Origin of the sequence: Phenylobacterium sp. J426 (genome assembly GCF_024699945.1) — a bacterium.
Lineage (GTDB): Bacteria > Pseudomonadota > Alphaproteobacteria > Caulobacterales > Caulobacteraceae > Phenylobacterium.
This window is the reverse complement of the sequence record NZ_JAJOMY010000001.1, coordinates 3,746,823-3,773,150: the sequence shown is the minus strand read 5'-3', so window position 1 is coordinate 3,773,150 and position 26,328 is coordinate 3,746,823. Positions and strand designations below refer to the sequence as shown.

The 26,328-nt window shown below is 69.5% G+C and carries 21 protein-coding genes and 2 pseudogenes; 6 read left to right on the top strand and 17 right to left on the bottom strand.

Features of this window, described 5'->3' with window-relative positions; all coding sequences use genetic code 11:
* Positions 1 to 2 precede the first annotated feature (2 nt).
* From LRS10_RS19850 to LRS10_RS19825, 8 genes and pseudogenes are all read right to left on the bottom strand, one after another.
* Positions 3 to 2,648, bottom strand: a complete 2,646-nt coding sequence (locus LRS10_RS19850) for a nitrate reductase (RefSeq protein WP_257838747.1) — start codon at positions 2,646 to 2,648, stop codon at positions 3 to 5.
* A complete protein-coding gene (gene nirD, locus LRS10_RS19845) occupies positions 2,645 to 2,983 on the bottom strand; it encodes a nitrite reductase small subunit NirD (protein ID WP_257838746.1) in 339 nt (112 codons plus the stop codon). The genes LRS10_RS19850 and nirD overlap by 4 nt, the downstream gene beginning before the upstream one ends.
* Positions 2,980 to 5,448, bottom strand: coding sequence for a nitrite reductase large subunit NirB (nirB, locus tag LRS10_RS19840; protein WP_257838745.1), 2,469 nt, complete (start codon positions 5,446 to 5,448; stop codon positions 2,980 to 2,982). Before nirB ends, nirD begins: the two co-directional genes overlap by 4 nt.
* Before the next feature lie 10 nt (positions 5,449 to 5,458).
* Positions 5,459 to 5,830, bottom strand: a complete 372-nt coding sequence (locus LRS10_RS24595; RefSeq protein ID WP_308237988.1) for a hypothetical protein — start codon at positions 5,828 to 5,830, stop codon at positions 5,459 to 5,461.
* A complete protein-coding gene (locus LRS10_RS19835; RefSeq protein WP_308237987.1) occupies positions 5,761 to 6,681 on the bottom strand; it encodes an MFS transporter in 921 nt (306 codons plus the stop codon). The genes LRS10_RS24595 and LRS10_RS19835 overlap by 70 nt, the downstream gene beginning before the upstream one ends.
* A 217-nt stretch (positions 6,682 to 6,898) precedes the next feature.
* Complete coding sequence (locus LRS10_RS19830) at positions 6,899 to 7,510, bottom strand: ABC transporter substrate-binding protein (protein WP_257839216.1); 612 nt, start codon at positions 7,508 to 7,510, stop codon at positions 6,899 to 6,901.
* 118 nt (positions 7,511 to 7,628) lie between these two features.
* Positions 7,629 to 7,811 (bottom strand): annotated as a pseudogene (locus LRS10_RS25350) (ABC transporter substrate-binding protein); the annotation flags it as partial.
* Positions 7,808 to 8,386: an ANTAR domain-containing response regulator gene (locus tag LRS10_RS19825; RefSeq protein ID WP_257838744.1), complete on the bottom strand. Its 579-nt coding sequence runs from the start codon at positions 8,384 to 8,386 to the stop codon at positions 7,808 to 7,810. The gene LRS10_RS19825 and the pseudogene LRS10_RS25350, both read right to left, overlap by 4 nt.
* A 129-nt stretch (positions 8,387 to 8,515) precedes the next feature.
* Here LRS10_RS19825 and LRS10_RS19820 point away from each other — a divergent pair, with 129 nt between their 5' ends.
* Positions 8,516 to 8,884: a hypothetical protein gene (locus LRS10_RS19820; protein WP_257838743.1), complete on the top strand. Its 369-nt coding sequence runs from the start codon at positions 8,516 to 8,518 to the stop codon at positions 8,882 to 8,884.
* Positions 8,885 to 8,887: 3 nt separating this feature from the next.
* On the opposite strand, the gene LRS10_RS19815 is transcribed toward LRS10_RS19820, so the two are convergent.
* Genes LRS10_RS19815 through LRS10_RS19805 form a run of 3 tightly spaced genes read right to left on the bottom strand, consistent with a single transcriptional unit; the run spans position 8,888 to position 10,831 of the window.
* Positions 8,888 to 9,607 carry a LytTR family DNA-binding domain-containing protein gene (locus LRS10_RS19815; RefSeq protein WP_257838742.1) on the bottom strand — a complete coding sequence of 240 codons (720 nt, stop codon included), beginning with the start codon at positions 9,605 to 9,607 and terminating at the stop codon, positions 8,888 to 8,890.
* Between the two features lie 58 nt (positions 9,608 to 9,665).
* Complete coding sequence (locus tag LRS10_RS19810; protein ID WP_257838741.1) at positions 9,666 to 10,391, bottom strand: sensor histidine kinase; 726 nt, start codon at positions 10,389 to 10,391, stop codon at positions 9,666 to 9,668.
* Positions 10,388 to 10,831, bottom strand: a complete 444-nt coding sequence (locus tag LRS10_RS19805; RefSeq protein ID WP_257838740.1) for a hypothetical protein — start codon at positions 10,829 to 10,831, stop codon at positions 10,388 to 10,390. Before LRS10_RS19805 ends, LRS10_RS19810 begins: the two co-directional genes overlap by 4 nt.
* A gap of 79 nt (positions 10,832 to 10,910) precedes the next feature.
* Between LRS10_RS19805 and LRS10_RS19800 the strand changes: the two genes are divergently transcribed.
* Positions 10,911 to 11,819 carry a LysR substrate-binding domain-containing protein gene (locus tag LRS10_RS19800; protein ID WP_257839215.1) on the top strand — a complete coding sequence of 303 codons (909 nt, stop codon included), beginning with the start codon at positions 10,911 to 10,913 and terminating at the stop codon, positions 11,817 to 11,819.
* A 120-nt stretch (positions 11,820 to 11,939) separates the two neighbouring features.
* Here the strand turns inward: LRS10_RS19800 and LRS10_RS19795 are convergent, their stop codons facing one another.
* Positions 11,940 to 15,068, bottom strand: coding sequence for a TonB-dependent siderophore receptor (locus LRS10_RS19795; RefSeq protein WP_257838739.1), 3,129 nt, complete (start codon positions 15,066 to 15,068; stop codon positions 11,940 to 11,942).
* Between the two features lie 441 nt (positions 15,069 to 15,509).
* Here LRS10_RS19795 and LRS10_RS19790 point away from each other — a divergent pair, with 441 nt between their 5' ends.
* From LRS10_RS19790 to LRS10_RS19775, 4 genes and pseudogenes are all read left to right on the top strand, one after another.
* Positions 15,510 to 16,331: a response regulator transcription factor gene (locus LRS10_RS19790; RefSeq protein ID WP_257838738.1), complete on the top strand. Its 822-nt coding sequence runs from the start codon at positions 15,510 to 15,512 to the stop codon at positions 16,329 to 16,331.
* An 80-nt stretch (positions 16,332 to 16,411) separates the two neighbouring features.
* Positions 16,412 to 17,105 (top strand): annotated as a pseudogene (locus tag LRS10_RS19785) (TetR family transcriptional regulator).
* A gap of 189 nt (positions 17,106 to 17,294) precedes the next feature.
* Positions 17,295 to 19,547 carry a TonB-dependent receptor gene (locus tag LRS10_RS19780; RefSeq protein WP_257838737.1) on the top strand — a complete coding sequence of 751 codons (2,253 nt, stop codon included), beginning with the start codon at positions 17,295 to 17,297 and terminating at the stop codon, positions 19,545 to 19,547.
* Positions 19,548 to 19,602: 55 nt separating this feature from the next.
* Complete coding sequence (locus tag LRS10_RS19775; RefSeq protein WP_257838736.1) at positions 19,603 to 20,898, top strand: MFS transporter; 1,296 nt, start codon at positions 19,603 to 19,605, stop codon at positions 20,896 to 20,898.
* Positions 20,899 to 21,203: 305 nt separating this feature from the next.
* Here LRS10_RS19775 and LRS10_RS19770 read toward each other — a convergent pair whose 3' ends face one another.
* From LRS10_RS19770 to LRS10_RS19750, 5 genes are read right to left on the bottom strand one after another with little or no spacing between them, the layout of a single operon-like run.
* Positions 21,204 to 22,721 carry a hypothetical protein gene (locus LRS10_RS19770; protein WP_257838735.1) on the bottom strand — a complete coding sequence of 506 codons (1,518 nt, stop codon included), beginning with the start codon at positions 22,719 to 22,721 and terminating at the stop codon, positions 21,204 to 21,206.
* Positions 22,722 to 22,724: 3 nt separating this feature from the next.
* Positions 22,725 to 23,246, bottom strand: a complete 522-nt coding sequence (locus LRS10_RS19765) for a dual specificity protein phosphatase family protein (protein ID WP_257838734.1) — start codon at positions 23,244 to 23,246, stop codon at positions 22,725 to 22,727.
* 1 nt (position 23,247) lies between these two features.
* Positions 23,248 to 24,168: a beta-xylosidase gene (locus LRS10_RS19760; protein WP_257838733.1), complete on the bottom strand. Its 921-nt coding sequence runs from the start codon at positions 24,166 to 24,168 to the stop codon at positions 23,248 to 23,250.
* Positions 24,165 to 24,947: a TIGR04290 family methyltransferase gene (locus LRS10_RS19755; RefSeq protein WP_257838731.1), complete on the bottom strand. Its 783-nt coding sequence runs from the start codon at positions 24,945 to 24,947 to the stop codon at positions 24,165 to 24,167. The genes LRS10_RS19760 and LRS10_RS19755 overlap by 4 nt, the downstream gene beginning before the upstream one ends.
* Positions 24,947 to 26,068 (bottom strand): inositol-3-phosphate synthase, encoded by a 1,122-nt coding sequence (locus LRS10_RS19750; RefSeq protein WP_257838730.1) that lies wholly within the window; start codon positions 26,066 to 26,068, stop codon positions 24,947 to 24,949. Before LRS10_RS19750 ends, LRS10_RS19755 begins: the two co-directional genes overlap by 1 nt.
* Positions 26,069 to 26,328 lie beyond the last annotated feature (260 nt).

Here is a 26,328-nt window from a genome sequence, read left to right as displayed (position 1 = left end):
CTTCACGCGGCATGGCGCACCTCGGGCTTGGCTCTCGTGGCGATCAGGCGGGCGATTTCGGGACAGCAGGAGCCGCAGGAGGAGCCCGCGCCCGTGGCCTCGGAGACGGCGTCGACGCTGCCGGCCCCCGCGTCGATGGCGGCCTCGATCCGAGCCGCCCGCACGCTGCGGCAGGCGCAGACCAGCGGCCCGGCGTCCACAGCCCGCCCCGGCGCGCGGCCGACCAGCAGCGCGGAGCGTTCCGGCGGTGAAAGGGTCTCCGCGGCGAAGAGCTCGGCCAGCCAATCGCGAGGCGGCAACGCGCCGCCGGCGGTCGTGAACAGCACGCGCTCGAGACGGCCCCCCAGCAGGAAGGCCTCCCGGACGGTTCCGGACGCCGGGTCCTCGTAGCGGAGCACCTCAGCAGGGGCGCCCTGGACGAGGGCCTTGCGCGCCGCCTCGCGCTCGGTGTTGTCGCCGCGGCCGGCGAATTCGTGCAGCTGGCCGTCCGTTTGCGGGATGCGCCGCCAGATCAGGTCGAGGCCCTTCGGCGCGCACCAGGGCTCACGGGCGATGAAGAATCCACGCCAGGTCTCCCGATAGGGCCTCACCCGCGCAGGCGTATGCTTGAACTCCGGCTGACCCGAGCGCGGATCCACATTGGGCGCGACCAGCGGGTTCGCCCGGCCCGACGGCGCGTAGGCCGTCGTCCAGTGCATGGGCATGAAGATCGCGCCACGGCGCTGACGATGGCTGAGCCGGGCCACCGCGACAGCTTCGCCGTGCCGGGTGGCGATGCGGGCCAGGGCGCCCTCGGTCACGCCCTGTGATGCGGCGTCATCGGGGTGGATCTCGACATACGGCTCCGGCGCATGGCGGCAGAGTTCGGGCGCGAGGGCGGTCCGGGTCAGCGTGTGCCAGTGGTCGCGGACGCGGCCCGTGTTCAGCGCCAGCGGCCAGGACGGATCGGTGGCTTCGGCAGGGCCGGTCGCGATCAAGGGATGCATTCGGGCCCGGCCATCCGGCGTGGCGAAGCGGCCGTCGGTGAAGAGGCGGGGCGTGCCGCCGGCCGCGGTCACCGGCCACTGCACCGGCTCCAGGCCATCGTAGGCCTCGGGTGTCATGGTCGCGAGCGGGCCGAGGTTCAGCGTCCGATCGGTGTTTTCATAGGCCGTCAGCCGCGCCCACTCCCGAAAGACCTGGGCGGGGCTGCGCCAGCTGAAGGCGTCTCCGAAGCCCATCGCGCCCGCCACGTCGGCGACGATCCGCCAGTCCGCACGGGCCGCGCCCGGCGGGGCGAACAGCCGCCGCTGGCGCGAGATGCGGCGCTCGGAGTTGGTGACGGTGCCGTCCTTTTCGCCCCACGCCAGCGCGGGCAGCCGCACGTGAGCGAACGCCGCGGTGTCGGTCTCGGCCATGACATCCGAGACGACCACGAAGGGGCAGGCCGCCAGCGCCTCCCGCACCTTGCCGGCGTCCGGCAGGCTGACGGCGGGGTTGGTCGCCATGACCCACAACGCCTTGATCCGACCGGCCCGGATCGCCTCGAACATGTCGAGGGCCTTCAGGCCGGGCTGCTCGGCGATGGTCGGGGCGCCCCAGAATCGCTGGACCCGGGCGCGGTCGGCGGGGTCGAAGTCCATGTGGCCGGCCAGCGTCGTCGCCATGCCGCCCGTTTCGCGGCCGCCCATCGCATTGGGCTGACCGGTGATCGAGAACGGGCAGGCGCCGGGCTTGCCGATGCGCCCGGTGGCGAGGTGGGCGTTGAGGATGGCGAGGCCCTTGGCGACACCCTGCGCCGACTGGTTGGCGCCCATCGAGAACAGGCTGACGGTCCGCGGCGTCTCGGCGAACAGGCGGAAGAAGGTCTCCAGGTCAGCCTCGGCGAGGCCACAATCGCGGGCGACGGCCGCTGTCGACTGGTCCGTGCGGGCGAGTTCCGCCTCCACCTCGGCGAAGCCGGAGACGTGCGCGGCGACATAGCCGCGATCCACCGCACCCCGCCGCAGGAGGTCGGCCAGCAGCCCGTTCCACAGCCGCACGTCGGTCTGCGGGGCGATGGCGAGATGCAGGTCGCAGCCTTCGGCCGTGTCGGTCCGGCGGGGGTCGATGACCACGTGCCGCTGCCCGCGCGACCGGGCCGCTTCCATACGCCGGAACAGCACCGGATGCGTCCAGGCGGCGTTGTGGCCGCAGAAGACCACCAGGTCGGCGAGATCGAGATCCTCGTAGCAGCCGGGCACGAGATCGGCGCCGAAGGCCAGCTTATGGGCGACCACCGCGCTCGCCATGCAGAGCCGCGAGTTGGTGTCGATGTTCGCGGAGCCGATGAAGCCCTTCATCAGCTTGTTGGCGGCGTAATAGTCCTCGGTGAGCAACTGGCCCGAGACGTAGAAGGCCACCGAGTCTGGCCCGTGCCGCGCGATGGTCTCCCGAAACCTGCGCGCCACATGCCGGACGGCGTCGGGCCAGGCGACCTGCCGGTCGCCGATCATCGGCGCCAGCAGCCGGCCTTCCAGACCCACCGTCGAGCCCAGCGCCGCGCCCTTGGAACAGAGCCGGCCCAGGTTCGCCGGATGCGAGGCGTCACCCGCCGCGGCCAGCGCGCGGCCCTCCGGCTCGGCCTCGATCCCGCAACCGACGCCGCAGTAGGGGCACGTGGTCTTCACACCCGCCCCAGCAGGAGGCGACCACTCTCCAGCTTCAGCGGCACGACGGGCGTGCAGCCTTTGCCGCGGTCGGCGCCCATGGGCTCACCGGTGGCGAGGTCGATGGACCAGTTGTGCAGCGGGCAGGCCACGGCGTGGCCGTGCACGATCCCCTGGCTGAGCGGCCCACCTTTGTGTGGGCACCGGTCCTTCAGCGCGAAGACCCGGCCGTCGCCGGTGCGGAACACGGCGATGTCGCCCTCGGGCGTGGGGATGCGCCGGGCGCCCCGCACCGGTACGTCGGTGACCGCGCCGACGTCCGTCCACACGGTTGGATCCTTCACGAGCGCGTTCATGCGGGCTCCTTGGCCGGTTCGAACTCCAGACGTCGGGTGAGGGGATTGAACTCGGCCGCGTCACGGCCGGCGACGCGCTCGGCCCAGGGGTCGATGCGCGAGAACCGCTGGGAATAGGCGAAGCGGTCGTGAAGGGCGCGTCGGCGTTCGGCGTCCCCGACCTCGGCCCGGATGGCGTCGAGGCCGACGCGGTCCATCCACTTGTAGATGCGCTCCAGATACCAGCCCTGCTCGCGGTACATCTGGGTGACCGCGCAGATGGTCCACAGCGCCTCTTCCTCGGTGGCGACCTTGGCGAGCAGTTCGGTCCCGCGGATGTGCAGCCCCGCTGCGCCGCCGACGTGGATCTCATAGCCGCTGTCGACGCAGATCACTCCGATGTCCTTGCAGGTCGCCTCGGCGCAGTTTCGAGGGCAGCCGGACACCGCCAGCTTCACCTTCGCGGGCGTCCAGGAGCCCCACATGAACTTCTCAAGCCGCACGCCCAGGCCGGTTGAGTCCTGGGTGCCGAACCGGCACCAGTCCGTGCCGACGCAGGTCTTCACGGTGCGCAGGCCCTTGGCGTAGGCGTGGCCCGAGACCATGCCCGCCCGGTTCAGGTCGGCCCAGACGGCGGGCAGGTCGTCCTTCTTCACGCCCAAGAGGTCGATGCGCTGGCCGCCGGTGACCTTCACGCTGGGGATGTCGAACTTGTCGACCACGTCGGCGATGGCGCGCAGCTCGGCGGCGCTGGTCATGCCGCCCCACATGCGCGGGACCACGGAATAGGTGCCGTCCTTCTGGATGTTGGCGTGAACGCGCTCGTTGATGAACCGGCTTTGCCGGTCGTCGCGGTAGTCCCCGGGCCAGGCGCACAGAAGGTAGTAGTTCAGCGCCGGTCGGCAGGACGCGCAGCCGTCCGGGGTCGCCCATTCCAGCGCCTGCATCACAGCTGGGATCGACTTTAGGCCCTCGGCCACGATGCGGCGTCGCACTTCGTCGTGGCCCTTGTGCGTGCAGCCGCAGACCGGCGCGGGGCCGGAGCCTGCCTGGTAGGCGTCGCCGAGGGTCGCCTGCACGATCCTCTCGACGATCGGCGTGCAGGAGCCGCAGCTGGCCGAGGCCTTGGTATGGGCGCGGACGGTCTCCAGGGTGGTCAGCCCCTGGGCCATGATCGCCTCGACGATGGTCCCCTTGCAGACGCCGTTGCAGCCGCAGACCTCGGCCGTGTCGGCCATGGCCGCAACGGCGGCGCTAGGGTCGAGGCCCCGAAGGCCCTCCGTCACCGCCTGACCGAACACCAGGGTCTCACGGATGTCGCCCACCTCCGCGCCCTGGCGCATCAGGTCGAAGTACCAGCCGCCGTCCAGCACGTCGCCGAACAGCACCGCGCCGGCCACGCGGCCGTTCTCCAGCACGATACGCTTGTAGACGCCGCGGCCGGCGTCGCGGAACACGATGTCCTCGCAGCCCTCTCCGCCGGCGAACTTGCCGGCCGAAAAGACGTCGACCCCTGAGACCTTCAGGCGGGTCGAGAGCACCGAGCCCTCGTAGGCGGCGTCGCCGCCGGTGAGCGTGTCGGCCAGGGTCCGGCACATGTCCCAGATCGGCGCCACCAGGCCGTAGCACTGGCCGCGATGCTCGACGCACTCGCCGACGGCGAAGATGTCGGGGTCGGAGGTCCGCAGCCGGTCGTCGACGACCACGCCGCGGTTGACGTCCAGGCCGGCCGCCCGCGCGAGCGCCGCGTTCGGACGGATGCCGACGGCCATCACCAGGAGCTCGCAGGCAAGCACCCGTCCGTCCTTCAGGCGAAGCCCGGTGACGCGCCCACCTTCGCCCAGGATCTCCTCCGAAAGGGCGTCCAGCACGGTCTCGACGCCCTTGGACGCCAGCGCCTCCGTCAGCAGGAAACCGGCCGAGGCGTCGAGTTGGCGCTCCATCAGCACGTCCATCAGGTGAACGACGGTCGCGGCCATACCCCGGCGCGCCAGGCCGTAGGCGGCCTCGATGCCCAGCAGCCCGCCGCCGATCACCACGGCCCGGGCGTCGGGCCTGGACGAGGCGGCGATCATGGCCTCCACATCGTCCAGGTCGCGGAAGGTGACGACGCCCGCAAGGTCTGCGCCGGGCAGCGGCAGACGGACCGGGTCGGAGCCCGTCGCGAGGATCAGCCTGTCGTAGGAGAGCTTCAGCCCGCCTTCGCCGTGGACCACCTTCGCGTCGCGGTCGATGGCTACGACCCGGCGACCGGCGTGCAGGGCGATGCCGTTGTCGGCGTACCAGGCCTCGTCGTTCAGGACGATGTCCCGGAAGCTCTTCTCGCCCGCCAGCACCGGCGACAGCATGATGCGGTCGTAGTTCACGCGGGGCTCGGCGCCGAGGATCGCGATGTCGTAGCGGTCGGGATCGCGCTTGAGCACCTCCTGCACCGCGCGACAGCCGGCCATGCCGTTGCCGATGACGACCAGTCTCTGCTTGGCCATGACGCCCCTCCTAGAGCCGCAGCGCGCCGCCGGCGCCTGCGAGATCGGGCCAGGTCCGGCGCCAGCGCGCCTTCACGCCGGTGAGGCCGAGCAAGGCCAGCAGGGCGAGGCCGGCGAAGGCGAGGAGCCCCGGCTGATACGAACCGGTGGCCTGCTTGGCCCAGCCGAGGCTGGCGGCCAGATAGAAGCCGCCGATGCCGCCGGTCATGCCGACGAGGCCCGTGACCACCCCGATCTCCCGGCCAAAGCGCTGCGGCGCGAGTTGGAAGACGGCGCCATTGCCCATGCCGAGCACGCTCATGGCGAACATCATCAGCCCGAGCGCCACCCAGGGGCTGGCGTGGTGGAAGCTGGCGAGCGCAAGGCCCAGGCCGGCCAGCACATAGACCACCGACAGCGTGCGTACGCCGCCGAACCGGTCGGCCAAGGCCGCCGCCCACCGGCCGCAGGAAAGATCCTGCGAACACGCAGGCGGCGGTGAAGAAGCCTGCGGTGACGGCCGGCAAGCCGTACTCGGCGTTGAAATATATCGTCAGCGAAGAGGACAGGCCCACGAAGCCGCCGAAGGTCACCCCGTACAGGCCCATCAGCCACCAGGCGTCGCGCGCGGCGAGCACCGAGAGGTACTCGGCCAGCCGCTTCGGGGAGAGGGCGGTTCGGCGCGTCCTTGGCGAAGATCGCATAGACCACGAGGGCGACGGTGAGTGGCAGCGCGGCGAGGCCGATCACGTTCTGCCAGCCGAACGCCTGCGCCAGGCCCGGCGCGAAGAGGGCCGCGAGCGCCGTGCCCGAGTTGCCCGCGCCGGCGATGCCCAGCGCCAGGCCCTGATGCTCGGGCGGATACCATCGCGACGCCAGCGGCAGCGCGACGGCGAACGAGGCGCCGGCCACGCCGAGCAGGACGCCGAGGGCGAGCACCTGACTGTAGTCGCTCACGCCCAGCAGCCAGGCGACAGCGAGGCCGGTCAACACAACGATCTGGCCGATCAGGCCCGTCCGTTTGGGCCCGATATGGTCGACCATCACGCCTGCCACGAGGCGCAGCAGGGCGCCGGACAGCACCGGCACAGCAACCATCAAGCCCTTCTGCGCCGCGGTGAGGCCGAAGTCCTTCGCGATGGCGACGCCCAGCGGGCCAAGCAGCACCCAGACCATGAAGGACAGGTCGAAGTAGAGGAACGCGGACAGCAGCGTCGGCGGGTGTCCGGCCTTGAGGAAGGAACGGCTGAGCATAGGAAGGCCCTGCATCGGAATGGACGTGAGGCGGCGTCGCCGAGGGTTCGGGTGGGCTCGTCATCGAGCCGGTCCGAGGCCGCGAACGCCGTTGTCCTGGGCCTTGCACAAGAGGAGAGCGCCGCCCGGAGCGGCCGTCATCTTCGGCGCCGGCGCAGCGAGGCTCATTTTCGCCGCCGCGCAAATTGGCGGCGCCTGACGGCCTGGGGCGCCTAAATCAGGCGCAAAGATCGCCGCGGAACACGGCGCGGGCGAGGGCGTCGCCGTCCAGATCCGCCGGCGCGTGGCCCCAGCGGCGCATGTGCGCCAGCAGGTCTGAGGCCTCGCCCGGCTCGGCCGGGTCCGCGGCGAAGTCTATGTGGGTCAGTCCCGGCAGGATCACCTCCGCCGGCTGGTCCAGGCGCTCGGCCAGCAGATCGGCCAGCGACGCGCGGTTCTCTCCTGCTGCGCACCAGGCGGCCGCCCGCCTGACCGCGCGGATGACGGCGGAGAACCGCTGCGCGTCGGCCTCGGCCCAGGCGCGGCAGAATCCCAGAACCTTGTCCGGCGCGCCGGGCAGGATGGCCGCCGCGCGCGCCACGACGCGGCCGGCGCCTGCGGCTTCCGCGGCTGTTCCCCAAGGCTCGCCTGCGCAGAAGCCCTCGATCACGCCGCTGACCAGGAGTTCAGCCATCCGCGACGGCGCCGCCACCGTCAGGCGCACGTCCCGATCGGGGGCGACGCCGGCCGACACCAGCCAGGTGCGCAGCAGGTAGTTGTGGAGCGAGTAAGGGTAGACGACCGCCAGCGTCAGCGGGCTCGCACCCTCCACGGCGCGGCGTCGGACGATGTCGGCGAGGCCTGCGGCGTCGCCGAGCCGCCTGGCGAGCGCGATCGACGCGCCCCCCGCGGGCGATCACCAGCGGAGCGATGATTGGCGCGGGCGGCTCCAGCCCTGCGGACAGCGCCATCGGCGCCAGCAAGGGGGCGCCGGCGAGCGCGCCCAGCGTGACCTTGTCGCGCAAGGTGGCCCAGGAGACCTCTCGCGTCAGCTCCACCTCCAGGCCCTCCGCGGCGAAGAAGCCGAGCGTTTCGGCCGCAATCACCGCCCCGCTGTCGCTCAGCGGCGCATAGCCGAGCCTGACCTTCATGGCGTGTCCCCCCTCAGTACGCCCGCGTAGGCCAGCAGGTCGGCGGCCACCGCCCCGAGCGGCCGTCCAGTGTCCATCGAAAGCTTGCGCAACAGCCGGTAGGCGGCGTCCTCGTCCAGGCCCCGCTCCCTCATCAGCACGGCCTTGGCGCGCTCGACGGTCTTGCGGGACGCGAGGTCCGCCTTCGCCTTCTCGAGGTCCTGACGTAGCTGGTTCATCAGCTGGAACCGGCTCATGGCCACCTCGAGAACGGAGCGCACGCGGGCGGCCGCGAGGCCGTCGACGACGTAGGCGGACACGCCGGCCCGCACAGCCTGCTCGGCCAGGCCAGGCTCGGAGCGGTCGACGAACATCACCACCGGCCGCGGATTGGCCTCCGTCGCCTCGCGCAGGCTCTCGATGGTGTCGCGATCGGGGCTGTCGGACGCCACCACGATCACGTCCGGCTCGAAGGCGGCCGTCTCGGCCGCTGCGAACGTCGCGGCATGACGGACCTCCAGCGGCTCGACGCCGGACAGTCCCTCGGCCACCAGGGCCGCCCGGGCGGGATCCGGATCGACGACGAGCACGCGCATGTCTCGACTAGGCCGATCCCGACCGGCGAGGGCGCCCTGCCGAACGCTGCGCCGTGGGAACCGCGCGCCGAACGCCTGCGCGCGCGGCGCCGGGCGCCCGCTCTTTGGGCGCCGGGCCCCGACCACGACGTGATCTTCGGCAACCTTGGCAATGAGACCGTTTACGGCGGCGTGGCGATGGCTGGGTGGGGGGCGGCCAAGGTGACGACTGTCCACGGCGGCGCGGGGGGACGATTTCGTCGCCGCGACCGTGGCGCCGACACCATGTTCGGCGGAGCAGGCGCGGATCGCTTCCACAGCGTCGGCGAAGCGGGGATCGACCGCATCGAGGACTTCAACTTCGCCGAAGGCGACAGGCTGAACCTGCCGGCCGGAACGACCTACACCCTGACGCAGTCCGGCGCCGACACCGTGGTCAACATGGGCGGCGGCGGCATGGTGATCCTGGTGGGCGTCCAGATGTCGAGCCTGCCTGGCGACTGGCTCACCGTCGGCTAGCCGTCAGGCGGGGCGGCGCGCCAACTGCTTCAGGCGGGGCGCGTAGCGGCGCGAGACCGGCACCTCGGCCCCGGTCTCCAGGGTCAGCACGGCCTGCCCGCCCTCGGCGCGCGCCACCCGCACGATCCGCTCCGCGCGCACGAGGGCCGAGCGATGCACGCGCACGAAGTGGCGCGGATCGAGCCGCTGTTCCAGCTGCCGGATCGAGAGGCGGAGCAGGAAGCTGCGCCCGCCGCTGTGCACCCGGATGTGGTCGCCCTCGGCCTCGATCCAGTCGACCGCGTCGAGATGCAGGCGCACGCGTTCGCCGCGCGCCTTGACCCAGACTTCGGTCAGGAAGCCGTCCTCGTCGGCCTCCTCGGGCGCGCCGCGCGCGAGCGCCGCCTCGAGTTCGGCCAGCCGTTGGGCGGCGCGCCGGGACTCGATCTCCGCCCGGCCGCGGGTCAGCGCCTGGCGCAGCCGCTCGATCGAAACCGGTTTCAGCAGGTAGTCGGTCGGCGCCAGTTCGAAGGCGTCGACAGCGAAGCGGCTGTAGGCGGTGATGAAGACAAAGGCGGGCGGCGCGGCCTTGAAGCGCGAGAGCAGCTCGAGGCCGCTCAACCCCGGCATCTTGATGTCGAGGAGGACGATGTCGACCGGCGCGGTCTCCAGCACGGCGAGCGCCTCCTCGCCATCGGCCGCCTGTCCGACGATCTCCACGTTCTCGATCTCGGCCAGCAGCATACGCAGTCGGCGCAGGGCGGGGGTTCGTCGTCGACCAGCAGCAGGCGGAGCGGCGTGGTCACGCGGCGCGCTCCAGGGGCAGCTCGAGGCGGCACTCCCAGCCCCGGCCCGGACGCGGGCCGCACACCAGGCCCGCGGCGCCGCCGTACATCGCCTCCAGGCGAGACCGCACGTTCTCCAGACCAAGGCCGAGCTTCGGCGAGGCCTGATGGGCGCTGTTGTCGCCATCGTCCGCCACCGAGAGGCACAACCGGCCCGAGGTCTCCCAGGCCCGCAGCTCGATGGTCACGGGGCGGCTGGAACGGGCGACCCCGTACTTCACCGCATTTTCCACCAGCGGCTGCAGGATCAGCGACGGGGCGAGCGCGTCACGGACGCAGTCGGGGACCTCGGCGCGGAATGTCAGGCGATCCTCGAACCGGACCTGTTCGATCGACAGATATTGCCGCTGCGCGTCGAGTTCCTCGTGCAACGGTACCTTTTCGGGCAGTTCCTTCTCGAGGGTGTAGCGGAGGAAGCCGGAAAGCATCAGCACGACCTTCTCGGCGCGCTCGGTCTCGCGCGCGAGGATGAGGGCGGAGAGCGCGTTCAAGGTGTTGAACAGGAAGTGCGGATTGATCTGGTAGCGAAGCATTTGGTTCTGCGCCCGCGCCGCCAGGGTCTGGGTTCGCTCCAGCCGCAGCGACTTCTCCTTCAGCTGGTCCTCGTAGCCGAGAGCGAAGTGGACGGCTGTCCAGGCGAGGAACACCCAGATCGCCCAGAAGCCGGTCGAGACGAAGCTCATCCACCAGGTGATCTCGCCCCAACGAGGCCAGACGACGTAGAACGCCAGGTGATTGACCGCGCCATAGTACAGGGCCCCGAAACCGCGCAGAGGGCGGCCAGGCCGAGCTTCAGCGGCAGCCGGAGCCTCGAGCCGGCGTCCAGCACCAGCCCCACGCCGACGCAGAAGCCCGCGGCCGACAGCATGACCACGGCGCGGCGGATCGCCGAATCCACCGGATGCGGCATGGGCTGGATCATGACGATCAGGGTGGTGAGCAGGGTATAGGTGACCGCCCACAGCGCCAGATTCGCGATCAGATACCTGTAGAAACGCGGCAGCGGCCTGACTCCCGAAGTCGCCCAGTGTGACGATACTTCACCGAACTGCGCCGCGGCCAAAGACCGCTGATCGCGGAATTCCGACCGCTCGCAGATTTTCCAGCCGTTTGTCGCCGCCACGGCGCCATTGGCAGCAATTCGACTGACAAAGTCCGACGTTCGGCGACCATTCCCAGACGCATGAGTGGGAGTGGACGAGATGCCGGTGCGACCGCCGTCTCTCCGGGCCATAGCGGCCTTCGAGGCCGCGGCCCGGCATCAGAGTTTTTCGAAGGCCGCTGAGGAGCTGAATCTCACGCGCAGCGCGATCAGCCATGCCATCCGAACCCTTGAGGATCGGCTCGGCGTGAACCTGTTCACGCGCGCCGGTCCGTCGGTCCTGCTCACCGAGCCTGGTCGCATCTTCGCCGGCCGCCTCCGTCTCAGTCTTGAGATGATCTCCCAGGCGTTCGACATGCCGGCCCGCACCGACCGCGCCCTGCTGCGCGTAGGCGCCCCCGGCGACCTGATGCGACAAGCCGTGGCGCTGGGCCTCGCGGACCTGAGGGCCGGCCGTCCGGATCTGGACCTGGAGTTGCGCGCCCAGGGCGGCGTTTCGGATCTGCTCTCGGGCGCGGTGGACGTGCTGGTGATGCAGGCCGCCACTGCGCCGGTCGGCCTCCAGGCGCGGCTGCTTGCCCGCGAGACCCTCGTTCCCGTCGCCGCGCCGGGCCTGTTCGGCCGCATCCCGGTGAGCGCCGAGGAGGTGCTGAATGCGCCGCTGATCCACTGCCACACGCGCCCGTGGCGGCTGTGGTTTGAAGCCGCGGGCGTGGAAGCGCCGTCCTCGGCCGAAGGCCTGAAGGTCGACGACACGCCTGTGGCGGTCGAGTTGGCGCGTGCAGGCGTCGGCGTCTGCCTCGCGCCCTGGCTGGTGGTGCAGGAAGACCTCAAGCTGCGCCGCCTAATCCGGGTCAGCGAGGTCGAGGCTTATCTGCCCGAGGGCTACTGGGCGCTGTGGAATACGGGCTCCGCCAAGGGCGAGCTCATCAATGCGTTCGCCGACCGGCTTTGCGAGGCGTTGGCCGCCGAGCCCCTGGCGGCCCGACTGCAGCCCCGCGCGGCCTGACCTATCGCATCCGCAGCAAGCGAAAAGGGCGGCGACCTCGCGGTCGCCGCCCTTCGTCTTGATCCGTGGAAGCGGGGCGGCGACCGAAGTCGCCGCCCGCACCTTTTCTCCCGGCGGGGCTTAGAAGTCCGCCCGGACGCCGAAGAACATGTATCGGCCCAGAGCGTCGTAGGTCTGCGGGAAGGTGTTCCCCGAGCAGGGCCCCGACGGGCAGTTGTTGATCGCCGTGCCGCCCGAGCCCACCAGAGGCGGGTCGTTGTCGAAGACGTTGTTCACGCCCAAGCGCAGCGTGACGTTCTCGCGTACGGACCAGCTGGCGGCCAGGTCGAAGTAGTGCTGGGCCGCCAGCTTGGCGTCTGGACCCTGGGCGTGGGTCGGACCGGAGCCCGGGATATCGGCGTCGACCTTGACCGAGTCGGTGTAGCGCCAGGTCCCCGAGACCTCGAAATCCCACGGCGCCCGCCACGTGGTGCGCAGCTTGTGCCGCCACTGGGGCAGCGGCGCCGAGGCGGTGGTCGCCGAGCCGGTGCAGATCGAGCCGTACCGGCCCGCGCAATCGAACGGGTCGTCGCCCGGCAGCGACGTGACGAGGTAGTCCTTCAGGTAGCTTCCCTGGAAGTTGAAGGACAGGCCGCCGAAGTCGCCCAGGCCGCGCGTCATCCCGAAGTCGGCGAAGTCGAAGCGGTAGTTGGCCTCGATGTCCACGCCTTCCACTTCGAGCTTGCCGGTGTTGAAGGTGGTGTCGACGATGTAGCCGGCGGTGCCGAGCCAGAGCGACCCGGTCCCCGGCGCCCGGTTGATCAGGCTGCAGAGGAAGGTGTCGCCAGTCGTGGCGCACCGCTGGAGGATCGTGTCCTGGCCGATCTGGCCGATGCGATCCTCGACCTGGATGTTGAACCAGTCGATCGAGGCGGTGAAGCCGGGGATGAAGCTCGGCGTCAGCACCAGGCCGAACGACACCGTATCGGACGTTTCCGGGACCAGGTCCGGGTTGCCGCCGAGCAGGCCGTTGTACTGGCCGGCCAGGTTCGGCGCGATGTTGCCGTACTGGGCGGCCGTCACGCCGGTGCGGGCGCACTGCGCCAGGGTGAAGGTCGGGTCGTCGCCTTCGCAGGGGTCCGTCAGCCCGTTCAACGCGACGTTCGCCGTGGCGAACAGCTCGACCACGTTCGGCGCGCGGACCGCGCGGTTGTAGCTGGCGCGCAGGCGGAAGTCCTGGGTCGGCGACCAGTCGCCGGCGAGCTTGTAGGTGTCGGTGCTGTAGCCCTGCGAATAGTCCGACCAGCGGTAGCCGACCTCGGCCGAGAGGTTGTGGAAGAACGGCTGGTCCTGGACCAGCGGGATGCGGGCCTCGCCGAACAGCTCGTACACGTCGTATGAGCCGCCGGCCGGCAGCGTCGCGCCGCCCTGACCGCCGAGGTCGCCCGTCTGGAACGCCACGTCGGTGTTCAGGTCGAGGCGTTCGCGACGGTATTCCGTCCCGAACGCGACGCCGACGCCGTCGTTCGCCCAGGGCGTCTTGACGCCATATTGGCCCAGGTCGCCGGTGACGTTGGCGCTGACGATCGACTGGACGTACTCGCCGTTCTGGAAGCCCGGCGTCTGCACATAGTTGAGGGCGTCGGCGCTCGGACCCGCGATGCCGAAGATGTCGTAGGGACGGCACGCCGGATCGAAGTTCGAGCCCGCCAGGGAGGCCACGGCCGAACGGCAGGCCGCCTGGCCGGTCGCCGGGTCGATGACCACGTCGAGCGCCCGGGCCGAACGGGCCAGCGAGAACTCGTTGTAGTAGGCCTGCTGGTACACGACGACGCCGTACTGGCCGTAGACGTCATAGTTCCAGCCCGACACCAACTCGCCGCGCATGCCGATGACGCCGCGGTAGTCGGTGTGGCGCAGGTCCGCCTGGCGGCCGCCGCCTTCGATGTTGCGGCGCAGGATGACGAGGCTGGCCTGCTGGCCCGGCGTCGCCGCACTGGCGTCGGTGTTCAGCCCGATCGTGGCGGGATTGGTCACGTCGTCGGGCAACTGGTCGATGGTCGGCGCGCAGATCTGGGCCGCCATCGCGGCCGTCAGGTACGGGTTGCCTTCGCAGTTGATGTTGATCGCCTGGCCGAAGATGCCCGAGGGGGCGATCTGCGCCACCGTGCGGTCGTCCATGAACATGAGGTCGGCATAGACCTCGGCCTTGTCGCTGAACCTGTAGTTCGCGAAGGCGCCCATGGTGTAGCGCTCGTCGGGGCGCTGGAAGTAGTTGGTCGGGGCGAAGTTGTAGGCGTCGCGAGCGCCGTTGTAGGCCCGGAACGCGCGTCCGCCCGGCGCGCCGGGGTCGAGCGTCAGCGACGAGCCGTTGCCGCCGGCGGTGATGAACTGCGCCGGCGCCGTCGTGCCCGAGCCGCCGCAGGCGAAGCCATTGAACGACAGCGTGGCGTTGGTCGAGAAGTTGGCGTTGCAGGCCGAGTAGTCGCGGTCCGCCTGAACGACCTTCTTCACATTGCGGTAGCCCGCGTAGGCCGTGACGTTGCCCCGATCGTCGGGCGAGTTCAGCCCGATGACGATGTTGAGGTCGGTCGTGCCGCCGTCCCAGACGTCCTTCTCGGGCAGGGCGTAATCCTGCGGACGCAGCGCGCCGGCCTGCCGGCGCCGGATGACTTCCTGCATGAAGTCGTTGCTGTTGGTGTGCTGATAGCCGGAGTACTGGGCGTCGATGCGCACGCCTTCGAAGTTGCGCTGCATCTTGAAGTTCACGACGCCGGCGACGGCGTCGGCGCCGTAGACCGCCGAGGCGCCGCCGGTCACCACTTCGACGCGCTCGATGAGGGCCGCGGGGATGAAGTTCAGGTCGGCGGCGATCTGGGAGCCGTTGGCGGCGCCGGGCGTGCCGGGCTGCAGGCGTCGGCCGTCGATCAGAACGAGCGTGCGGCTCGCGCCGAGACCGCGAAGATCGACGGAGGCGGTGCCGTTCGCGCCGTTCGCATAGCTCGAGCCCTGGGCTGCGAACACCTGCGGAAGCTGGTTCACCAGGTCTTCCGTGCGGGTGATGCCGCGGGTGGCGACGTCTTGCGCGCCCAGCACCGTCACCGGGCTCGCGCTCGTCAGGTTCGGCTGCGGAATCCGCGAGCCGGTGACCACGACCTCGGCGACTTCGCCGGCCTCCTGGGCCTGGGCTTGCGAAGCCAGGCCCAGCATGGCCGCGCCACAGATCATCGAAGACGCCAGCAGGCGTTCTCGCATCGACTTGATTTTCAAGGTCAATATCCTCCAGCGGCCCCGCAGGTCGCGGGCCGAGCCCCAAAAGAAATCGGGCGCCAGCCGGGGCTGCGCGCCGATGGGCCGGACGCTAGTGAGCGCCGTTCACCGCCTTGAGTGAATTTGTCGAGCCGACAAGTTGAATTCTATTCGCCTTCACGGCGGGCACCGAAGCGCCGTCCGTCACAAGCCTCTGGAATCGCGAAGAAACTCAGGGATGTCCGCCTCGGCCACGCGCGGGCGGGGCGGGGCCTATCCAAGACTTAGGCACGGGCTGTTACTTCGCAGATGTTGCAAAAAGAAGACAGATGCCTAGGGGGCGGTCAGAGTGACTAAATCTTTCGTAATGTTGAGCGAGCTTCAACCACGATGTGACGAGATTTCGTCACACGGGTTCCTGGGGTCCGGCTATCCTCTCCGGCGACGCATCAGGAGGTCTCCATGGCCGGCTCGCTCGCCCAAAGCTCCGACGACCCCAGCCTCGGCCGCGCACGGACCTGGCCGCAGCCTGCGCGACGGCTGGCCTTCCGTCCGACCGGCGCAACCTTGGCCGCAGCCGCGGCGAGGCCGCCCGGCTTGCCGGTGGTGTTCTGGGCCGACCCGGACGCCGCCGCGGTCGAGACCCACATCCAGATGCTACGGCGCTCGGGCTTCGAGGTTCGTCGGTTCGACACCCTCGCGGAGCTGGAGAACGCCAGGGCGTTGTCGCAGCCCAGTCTCATCGTGCTCGAGACGGTCATGCCCGGCGAGGATCCCCTGGCCCTCTGCAATCGTCTCGCCGAGGAGGCCGGCGTGCCCCTGATGCTGTTCAGCGCCGCCGCGGACACCCTCGACCGGGTGGCCGGCCTGGAATCGGGGGCCGACGAATATCTGCACAAGTCGGCCCACGCGCTGGAGCTGCTCGCGCGCGCCCGGGCCCTCCTGCGGCGCGCGCACCGCGCCTCGGCGCGCGACGAGGCCGCCGGCGCCTGGACCTTGGACATGCTGACGGGCCTGCTGACCGGCCCGACGGGCCGCTGTGTGCGCCTCAGCCCCAGCGAGGCGGAACTGCTGAAGATCTTCAGCGAGCGTCCGAACGAGGTGCTCTACCGGCCCGAGTTGATGGCGCTGTTGCATGGCGCCGCCGCCGGCGGTCTGACGCCACGCCTGATCGACACGCGGGTCGCCAGGCTGCGCAAGGCGCTCGACGCCTGCGAGGCCGGCGGCGACCTGATCCGCACCCTGCGAGGCGGGGGCTATCTGTTCCACGCCGCGGTCGCCTGACGCGCCCGCCTGAGCCGTCGCCGGGCTTGACCCCGGCCGCCCTTCCGGCCTAGCGCGGGACCGGGGGCGAGCGGAGGCGCATGGCGCGAGCGGACGGACGATCGGGCGGCGCGGCTCGGGGGCGGCGGCCGAAAGGGCAGGGCCCGGATCTGCGCGAGGCCATCCTCGACGCGGCCGAGGCGCTGTTCTCCAGGCACGGCTTCTACGGCGTGACCGTGCGCCAGGTCGCGTCCGAGGCGGGCGTCGATACGGCGCTGATCCACTATTATTTCGGTGCGAAGCGCGAGCTGTTCGACAGCGTCTTCGCGCGCCGGGCCGAGATCCTCAACGCCGCCCGTCTGAAGGCGATGGCCGCATACAAGGCGGCGCATCCCGGCGGCCTCGAGGTCGAGGGGATCATCGAGGCCTTCATCGGCCCTCTGCTCGAGCTGTCGATGACGAACGACGAGGGCTGGAAGAACTACTTCCGTCTCGTGGCGCTCGTGAACAACACCCCCGCCTGGGGCGGCGAGACCATGCACCGCTTCTTCGATCCGGTGGTGCATGCGCTGGTCGACACGCTCAAGGAAGCCCTGCCGCAGGCGGAGGTGCGGGACCTCTACTGGTGCTACCAGTTCCTCACCGGGGCGATGATGCTGACGCTGTCGGAAACGGGGCGTATCGACCAGCTCTCGGACGGGCTCTGCCGTTCGACCGATCTGGAGGCCGTCAGGGGGCCGCCTCTACGCCTACTGCGCCGCCGGCATCAGCGAGGTGGTGGCGCGCAAGGCCTGAACTCCGGCGTCAGCGCCACTGTGGCGGAAATTCATCACCTGATCAAAAACAGGACCGAACCGTAGCTCTGCGGGTGGCGCTTCGCGCGCGGATCACCCAACACTCGCGACTAATTCGCCTGTCGGTGAAATTTCGCGGCGTCGACCGCCCCACAGGGGGGACGGGCACGGCGCCGTCGGGAGGATGCAGATGAAAGCCTTCGTGAAGGCGGCCCTCTTCGTGGGCGCCGCCTGGTCCGCCATTCCGGCTATCGCCCAAGCTCAGATCGCCACCGGCGCCGAGGAAGCCGGCTCGGTCGAGGAGCTGGTGGTCACCGCCCGTCGTCGCGAGGAATCGCTGAAGGACGTGCCCGTCGCCGTGAGCGCGATCTCGGGCGAGCGGCTCGCCGTCACCGGCGCGGTCGACCTGACCACCCTCCAGCAGTCGACGCCGAACACGACCGTGCAGGTCGCGCGAGGCTCGAACTCGACCCTGATCTCGTTCATCCGCGGCGTCGGCCAGCAGGATCCCCTGTGGGGCTTCGAGCCCGGCGTCGGCCTCTATATCGACGACGTCTACGTCGCCCGCCCGCAAGGCGCGGTGCTCGACATCTTCGACATCGAGCGCGTGGAAGTCCTGCGCGGCCCGCAGGGCACGCTCTACGGCCGCAACACCATCGGCGGCGCGATCAAGTACGTGACGGCCAAGATCGAAGGCGATCCGGAGCTGAAGCTCCGCGGCGCCGTCGGCTCCTATGACCAGCGCGACTTCGTCGCCTCGGCCAAGGCGCGCGTGAACGACATGGTGGGCGTCGGCCTGACCTGGGCCACCTTCAACCGCGACGGCTTCGGCAAGAACCTGAACACCGGCGCCGAGCACTACAACAAGGACGTCTCGGCGGCGCGCGCGACGCTGGAGTTCACGCCGACCGAGGACCTGTTCTTCCGCCTGGCCGGCGACATCGTCACCGATCGCTCGAACCCGCGCCACGGCCACCGCGAAGTCCCGGGTCTGAACATCCTGGGCCAGCCGGTCCCGACGGCGACCGTGCTGGACGACGTCTATGACACCCGCGCCGGTTCGGGCGACTACAACAAGGTCGAGACCCGTGGCGTGTCGTTCCTGGGCGAGTGGAATGTCTCGGACGTCATCACCCTGAAGTCGATCAGCGCCTACCGCGCCGGTGAGACGGAGGGCACGATCGACTTCGACAACGAGCCGTTCGCGTACCTGGATGTTCCGGCCCGCTACAACGACCACCAGTTCACCCAGGAACTGCAGCTGCTCTACACCGGCGACCGGATGCAGGGCGTCTTCGGCCTGTACTACCTCAACGCCACCGCGGCCGGCGCCTTCGACACGGTGCTCGGCGGCGCGAACCTGACCGTCGCCAGCGCCGGCTACGTGGACACTGAAAGCTGGTCGGCGTTCGGCGACCTGAGCTTCGACGTCACCGAGGCTTTCAAGGTGTCGGTCGGGGGACGCTTCACCCGTGACGAGAAGACCGGACAGGTCTTCCGCGCCAACTACCTGGGCCTGCGCAGCCCGATCTTCGGCAACAGCCAGGCGATCCTGGTGCCGGCCGCCGGCGTCGGCGCGCCGTACCTGACGAACTTCACCAATTCGAAGACCTTCGAGAAGTTCACGCCGCGGGTCAGCGCGAGCTACGACCTCAACGACGACCTCACGGGCTATGTCTCGTACTCGAAGGGCTTCAAGTCGGGCGGTTTCGACATGCGCGCCGACACCTCGCTGACGCCCGACTCGCGGGATGGCTACGACCCCGAGACCGTCGATTCGTTCGAAGGCGGCCTGAAGGGCTACTTCTTCGATCGTCGCCTGACGCTGAACTCGGCGGTCTTCTACGCGAAGTACAAGGACCAGCAGGTCACGCTTCAGACGCCGGTGGTTGTGGGCGGCGCCGTCCGCATCGCCAGCCAGGTGCTGAACGTCGGCAAGTCGCACATGTACGGCGCCGAGCTGGAAGGGTCGGCCGTGCTGACGGACGCGCTGCGCGCCAACTTCTCGCTCGGCTACATCAAGGCCGAGTTCGACGAGTACCAGGCGCTGAACCCGCTGACCGGCCAGATCGAGGACTTCGCCGATCGGCGCGTGTTCCAGAACACGCCCGAATGGAACGGCTCGGTGAACCTCACCTACACCCATGACATGGGCGACCGCGGTCGGCTGGCCTTCATCCCTTCGGCCTCCTACCGCTCGTCCTTCAGCATGTTCGAGGTGCCTTCGGTCCTCGACCAGGACGGCTACTGGCTGGTCGACGCCAGCGTTGTCTGGACCTCGGCCGACGACAGGTACCGTATCGGCCTGCACGGCAAGAACCTGACCGAGGAGGAGTACCGCATCGGCGGCTACAACTTCCCGGGCGGCACCTTCGGCAACTCGATCACCGCCTACTACGGCCCGCCGCGGACCGTGACGCTCTCGCTCGAAGCGAAGTTCTAGTATCAGCGGACGCCCGGCTCCCAGGAGCCGGGCGTTTCCCGTTTCCGGAGCAACCATGGCTCAAGACGCCCGCAGCGTGAGCGGCGGCTATCGGATCGTCGTGCTGGCGGTCCTGATCCTCGCCTACACCTTCAACTTCCTCGATCGGCAGATCCTCGGCATCCTCGCCGGTCCCATCAAGCAGGAGCTCGGCCTCACCGACAGCCAGCTCGGCCTCATGGGCGGGCTTGCGTTCGCGCTGTTCTACACCGGCCTCGGCATCCCCATCGCCTGGCTGGCGGACCGGTGGAGCCGCACCTGGATCATGACCGGGGCGCTGGCGCTCTGGAGCGCCTTCACCGCACTTTGTGGCCTCGCGGGCGGCTTCTGGCAGCTGTTCCTGTGCCGGATGGGCGTCGGTGTCGGCGAGGCCGGCGGCGTGGCCCCCGCGTACTCGCTCATCGCCGACTATTTTCCGAAGGAGCAGCGGGCGAGGGCGCTCGCAGCCTACTCCTTCGGCATCCCGATCGGCTCGTCCCTCGGCATACTGTTCGGCGGCTTGATCGCCCACAGCATCGACTGGCGCGCGGCGTTCATCATCGTGGGACTTGCGGGCGTGGCGCTGGCGCCGATCTTCCGGATTATCGTCAAGGAGCCGCCGCGCGAGGGCGCGACGCTGGCGCCGGCGGCGGCCATGTCGGATCCCGCCGCGCCGGCCGTCTCGGCCCCCGCCGCGCCGGCCGGAGTGCGGGAGCTTCTGCGCAAGCCCACCTTCTGGCTGATCTCGCTTGGCGCGGCGGCGTCGTCCGTCTGCGGATACGGCGTCGCCTTCTGGCTGCCTTCGTTCTTCGAGCGCAGCCTCGGCATGGACCTCGTCGACCGCTCGCTCTTCCTGGGGTCAATGACGCTGATCGGCGGGGTCGCCGGCGTCTGGCTGGGCGGTTACCTCGGCGATCGGCTGGGACGGGCGAAGCCAGCCTACTATCTGCTCGTGCCGGCGGTGGCCTTCCTGGTCGCACTGCCCTGCTTCTTCCTCGCCATCCAGGCCAAGTCGCTCTGGCTGGCGTTCCTGCTGTTCATCGTCCCGACGGGCCTGAACCTGGTCTGGCTGGGGCCGGTCATTACTGCGGTGCAGCATCTTGTCGCACCGGCGCAGCGCTCCACCGCCTCCGCCTGCTTCCTGTTTGTGAACAACCTGATCGGCCTCGGCCTGGGCACCTGGTTCTTCGGGGCGGTGTCAGATGCGCTGACACCACATTTCGGAGCGGAATCGCTACGTTACGCCATCTACTGCGGTCTCGGCTTCTATCTGGTCAGCGCCGCGCTGTTCGCACTGGCGTCGCGTCGTCTCGCCCGCGACTGGGTGGGGTAACGCCAGATTTCACACCGACATGAATTTGTGACTTGCGTGCAGTGCAGCAAAGGCGCATGAAGGTCTCGCCCTTTTGGGCGTTTCCTCCCTATGACTTTCGGCCGCGTCTCCGGACGCGGCCGTTTTTTTTGGCGGGCGCTCTTCAGCGCCTCGGCGCAGCTATGCGTCGCCGATCAGAGCGGTGATACGCCCGGTCCCGCCGCATTGACGACAAGGCGCGCCGGCGACTTGGCCGAAGCCGCTGCAGGCGGGGCAGACATGTTCGCCGCTCTGTGGCGTGCCGGGTTTCACCTCGTCCCCGGGATTCAGGTCTGGCGGCTCAGGCATGTCCGGCTCCTCTCCGTCGGAGAACCGTCCAGGCCCGCGGCGGTTGCCAGGACGCCGCGGTAGCGGGCGACCTGCGCAGGGTCACCGGCGAAGCTCCAGAGGCCGGCCTGGAAGGCGGGGTAGGCGAGGCGATGGAAGGCTACGAGCCTCGCGTTCGCGCCCAGCCGGGCGCACAAGGCGTCCACGCCGACATCGTCCAGACCCAGTTCCACGGCCGCGCCCGCGACGTCCCACGCGATGTCCTGTCCACCGATGAGGTCGTGCGCTCGGTGATGATCCAGGCCGTCGACCTTGACGAGGCGACCCTCTGGCGTGCGCAGCCATTCCCACGCGTGCAGCCGGCCGTCGATCGCGACGGGCGATCCGGCGTCGGCGGGCGGCTCCGGCGACAGTTTCAGTCCCAGCTCGGCGGCATTGACCCTGACCATCTCGGCGAGGCTCTCCAGTGAGGCGCCCGGCTCCGCGGGTTGGCGGCGTCGCAGGTCAAGGTAGGCGGCGAGTTCGCTGGCCGACGGCCGGGCGGTCCCGCCGTCCACCCACCGGCTCAGCAGGAAGCCTTGACGGAGCGCAACGGGCTCTGGCCCCATGCCTGCCGCGTGGAGCCTCCTGGCCAGGTTCAGCTTTGCGCCGCCGGCCTCGCCCAGCCCTGCGAACCGGGCCAGCCAGACGCCTTGCGGCGTGCTGAGGCGGAACTTCAGCCGCTCCTGCTGCGGGAAGGACGGCAGCCCACGCCCCCGCCGCCAGGCGCCGCCCGACAAGTCTTCGACCTGCGCGGTCGGGCCGATGAGATCATCGAACAGGCCATCGATGCCCAAGGGAGGGGCGACGACCCTGCGGACGGCGTTCCAGAGGCGGCGCACGTCCGCAGAGGCCTCCGCGCCCGGGGCGCCGGCGTGGCTGGGGAACAGCGTGATGCGCTCCGGTCCGACCCCAAGCCTTTCGAGCTCCCTCAGGACCGCGCCGAAGGCGCTCCCTGACAGTCCCGGGCCTTCATCGACCACCGCGTAGGGCCCATCGTGGGCGGCGAGCCGAGCGCGAAGTCGGTCCGACAGGCGTAGCTCGCGTCGAAAGGGCGGCCCCACCGGTCGTACGCTGACGACGAAGTCCGCCCCGACAGCCTCCGCGACCACCGCCGCCAGGCTCAGTCCGATGCTGCGCAGTCCTATGACCAGGGGCGGCGAGGGCCAGGCCACCTGCCTCGCGGCGTCGGCGTAGGCCTCAGGCGCAACCGCGTAGAAGGCGTAGCCCTCGGGCTCCTTCACCGTGACGCGCCGCGGCAGCATCCGCCGCGTCAGCGCGTCTGCGGCGCGCCCGGCGGCGAGCTCGCGCAGGTGCTCCACAGCGGCGAGGTGAAGGGGCGTCAGCTCATCGATCCCACGGGCTTGGAACTCGGCGTCCACCAGCCCCTGCGCCAGTTCGGCGGCCTGGAAGAAATCGCCGGAGGACAGGATGTCCCGCGTCGCGACCTCCCGGTGGCGGTCGCCGTAGACCAGCATGGCTCAGGCCTGTTGGGCGAGGTGGCGGTAAGCGACGCAGCCGAACTCGTGATAGCTGGGCGCCGGCAGGTGAGGCTTGCGTCGCCGCATCCAGGCCGCCCAGGCCTCGAACTGGGACTGGCTCGGGGAGACGAGGGCTCGGGCGTCCTTGGCGGTGATCAGGGCGTCCATCGGTGAAAGGCCTCGGTCGACCAGCACGCACAAAGCCACCGTGGCCGAGCGGCCGATACCATGCTGGCAGTGGATCAGCAGGCGCCGGTCTTGCGAGGCCGCGTCGCGGGCGAAGCGAACGCCTTCGTCCAGCATCGCTTGGCTGACGCCGCGCAGGTCCTCGGTCGGCAGGTGCAGGAACATCAGCCCGCACGCGGCGAGCTCCTCCGGGTCGTCGCATTCTTCTACGCGCACATCCACCACGGCGCCGACGCCGTGGTCCCGCGCCAGGGCCCTGGCGTGACCGCGGGGAAAGGCGCCGCCGACGGCGAGGTCGGGTGTGATCCAGCTGAAGTTCGGCCCCGACCGGCGCATCCTATTCCGCCGCGTAGGACGCCCGGGTCGCGGACGCCGGCGCGTAGCGACGCACCATCCGCGCGCAGAACTCCGCGAATTCCTCCGCGACCTGCGGTGGGCTCGTGTGATGCGGCTCGATGCCCCTGTGCTCAGGCGTGAAGCAGAAGGTGACGGTGACGTCGAAGTCCTCCAGCGCCTCCATCTGCCGATCGAACCAGCGGTCGGCGTCCGGGCGGAAGCTGTCGGCCCAGGAGAGGCCCGTTCGAAGCTGCCGGACGCCCAGCCGCTTCATCCAGGCGACGGCGTCCTCCAGCCGGTGATCCTCGAAGTGGAACCACTGGCAGAGGCCCATCTCGGCGGCATAGGGCGCGTAGGCCTCGACCGCCGGCTTGGGAGAGCCGTCCTCCCGCAGCAGGCCCATGTGGAAGTGCCGGTAGTACGACGAGCCTTCGGCTTCCTTGTGACGGGTGGTGGCCTCCCAGGTCCGGGGCAGGTCGTACAGCGAGTACCAGTGGATCGAGGGGACCTTGCCGATCAGCAGCTCAGCCGTCTTCCTCACGCCCCACGCCTGGACCTCTTCGGAGCCGAAGGACGAGACGCCGACCTCCGTGATCCAGATCGGCTTGTCCGTGACGGCCGCAATCTCATCCACTTTCGACGGCCACTCGTCGATCGACCACAGGTTCCAGTCCAACGGAAAGCCGTGGACCGCGACCACGTCGATGTTCTCCAGGACGCCGCGGGCCTCGAGGCGCCGGACGAAATGCGGGTCGATCGGCGACATGCCGCCAAGCACCCGCGTGAGCGCCGAGTTCTCCGCCGCGATGGCCTGGCCCGCCAGACACGTCATGCGCGCAAACAGGTCCCACTCCGGATCGAGGTTCGGGTCCCAGTGCGACTTGTTGTTCGGCTCGTTCCAGATCTTCGCGGCCTCGATCATGCGGCTCCCCTCCCAGCGCCATTGGTCTTCGGTCTTGCCGGGTACACCGCGCCCCACGGCTTCGGCCGTTCGGTCACGCGGCAGACGAACACCTCCTCCTCGGGGTGTTCCAGGATCTCGAAGCCGGAGCTGCGCAGCATGGCGGCCGAACAGGCGGCGTTCGGCGCCCACCAGTTCGTCCAGTCGCCCGCGTACTCGTGCTCGATGAAGTGCAGCTTGGGATAGCCCGGCGCGTCGAAGTGATCCTGCTCGAAGAAGTCGTAATCCGCCCGGACGGGCGGCTCCTCGGGCGAGCCGCGCTGCATCGACTGATAGATCATGAGGTCGCCCGCGACATGGTCGTGGATCAGGTCCAGCGCGAGCAGCGGGTGGCGCAGGTGATAGAGCACGCCCATGAAGAGGACGATGTCGAACCGCTCCCCCAGGTCGGCGACGTCATAGACCGACAGCTTGCGGAATTCGATGTCGGCGCCCTTCACCTCGGCGGCGAAACGGGCCTGTTCGAGGTACCGGTCGTCGAAGTCGACGCCTAGGACGCGGTCCGCGCCGCGGCGCTTCATCTCGATGGAGTAGAAGCCCGCGTTGCACCCGATATCCAGCACGGTCCGGCCGGTCAGGTCTTCCGGGATGGCGTGCTGGAAGCGACGCCACTTCACGTTGGGATAGTCGTTCAGGAAATGGTCGGGCGCGGTGGGCACGCCACCGAGGTCGATGTTGTGGAACCACGGGCCGAGCTCGGCCGCGCGGTCGCGGATCTCCGCCTGGGACAGACCGGTCATCAGGACGCCAGCCGCACCTTGGCGCGGACCTTCGGAGCCGCCGGCCCCGGTCCTGCGATGAACTCCAGGGTCCGCTCGCGCGCCTCGTTGTCGGTGTACTGCTCGGGCGGCGATTTCATGAAGTAGCTCGAGGGGCCGAGCAGGGGACCACCCAGCCGGCGGTCCAGGCCGAGCTTGGCGCACCGCACCGCGTCGATGACGATGCCGGCGGAGTTGGGGCTGTCCCAGACCTCCAGTTTCAGCTCGATGTTGAGCGGCGCCCCGCCGAACGTCGTGCCTTCCAGGCGGATGTGGGCCCACTTGCGATCGGACAGCCACGGCACGAAGTCGCTGGGGCCGACATGCACATCGTCGGCGTCGAGGGGCACGTCGAACTGGCTGGTGACGGCCTGGGTCTTGGACACCTTCTTAGAGTGCAGCCGCTCGCGCTCCAGCATGTTCTTGAAGTCGGTGTTGCCGCCAAAGTTAAGCTGGTACGTGCGGTCGATCCGCACGCCGCGTTCCCGGAACAGGTTGGCCAGCACGCGGTGGACGATGGTGGCGCCGACCTGGCTCTTGATGTCGTCCCCGATGATCGGGAGCCCGCGCTGCTCGAACCGCTTGGCCCACGTGGGATCGGACGCGATGAAGACGGGGATGCAGTTCACGAAGGCGCAACCGGCCTCCAGCGCTTGAGCTGCATAGAACTCGGTGGCCGCCTGGGACCCCACCGGCAGGTATGAGACCAGGATATCCGTCCCGGTGCGGCGAAGCTCCTCCGCCACGTCTACGGCGGGGCCGTCCGCTTCGGGGATGTCGCCGGCGAGATAGCGGCCCAGCCCATCCAGGGTCGGTCCCCGGCGGACCGTCGCGCCCGTCGCCTGAGGTCTGGCGAAAACGAGGGTGTTGTTGGGCTCCGCGAGGATCGCTTCGGACACGTCGCGGCCCACCTTGCCCGCGTGGATGTCGAAGGCCGAGGCGACCTCGATGTCGCCGACGTGGTACCCGCCCAGCTCCACGTGCATGAGGCCTGGCGGCGGCTCGTTGGCTGGCGCATCGGCGTAGTGCGTCAAGCCCTGGACAAATGACGAAGCGCAGTTGCCCACGCCGACGATGCCCACTCGAAGCTTCCTGCGGCTCATCGAAACCCCTCGCACGTAAGTACCTCGGAAACAGCTTTGCCAAAGCTTTGTTCCTCGCAAATCTCAGCGCCGGAACCTCGATAACAATTGTACGGCGGACAATTATCTCATTTGCTATGTTGCAAATGCTAATCTTGATCCCGTCGCGTCGCCGACATAAGGTAAAGCCTGATCTGAATACTGATCAGGTGCCGGAACTTACATGTAGATGAAGGGTTAGCTTGGCGGGAGTGGACGCCGAGGGACCCATGCAAGCAAAC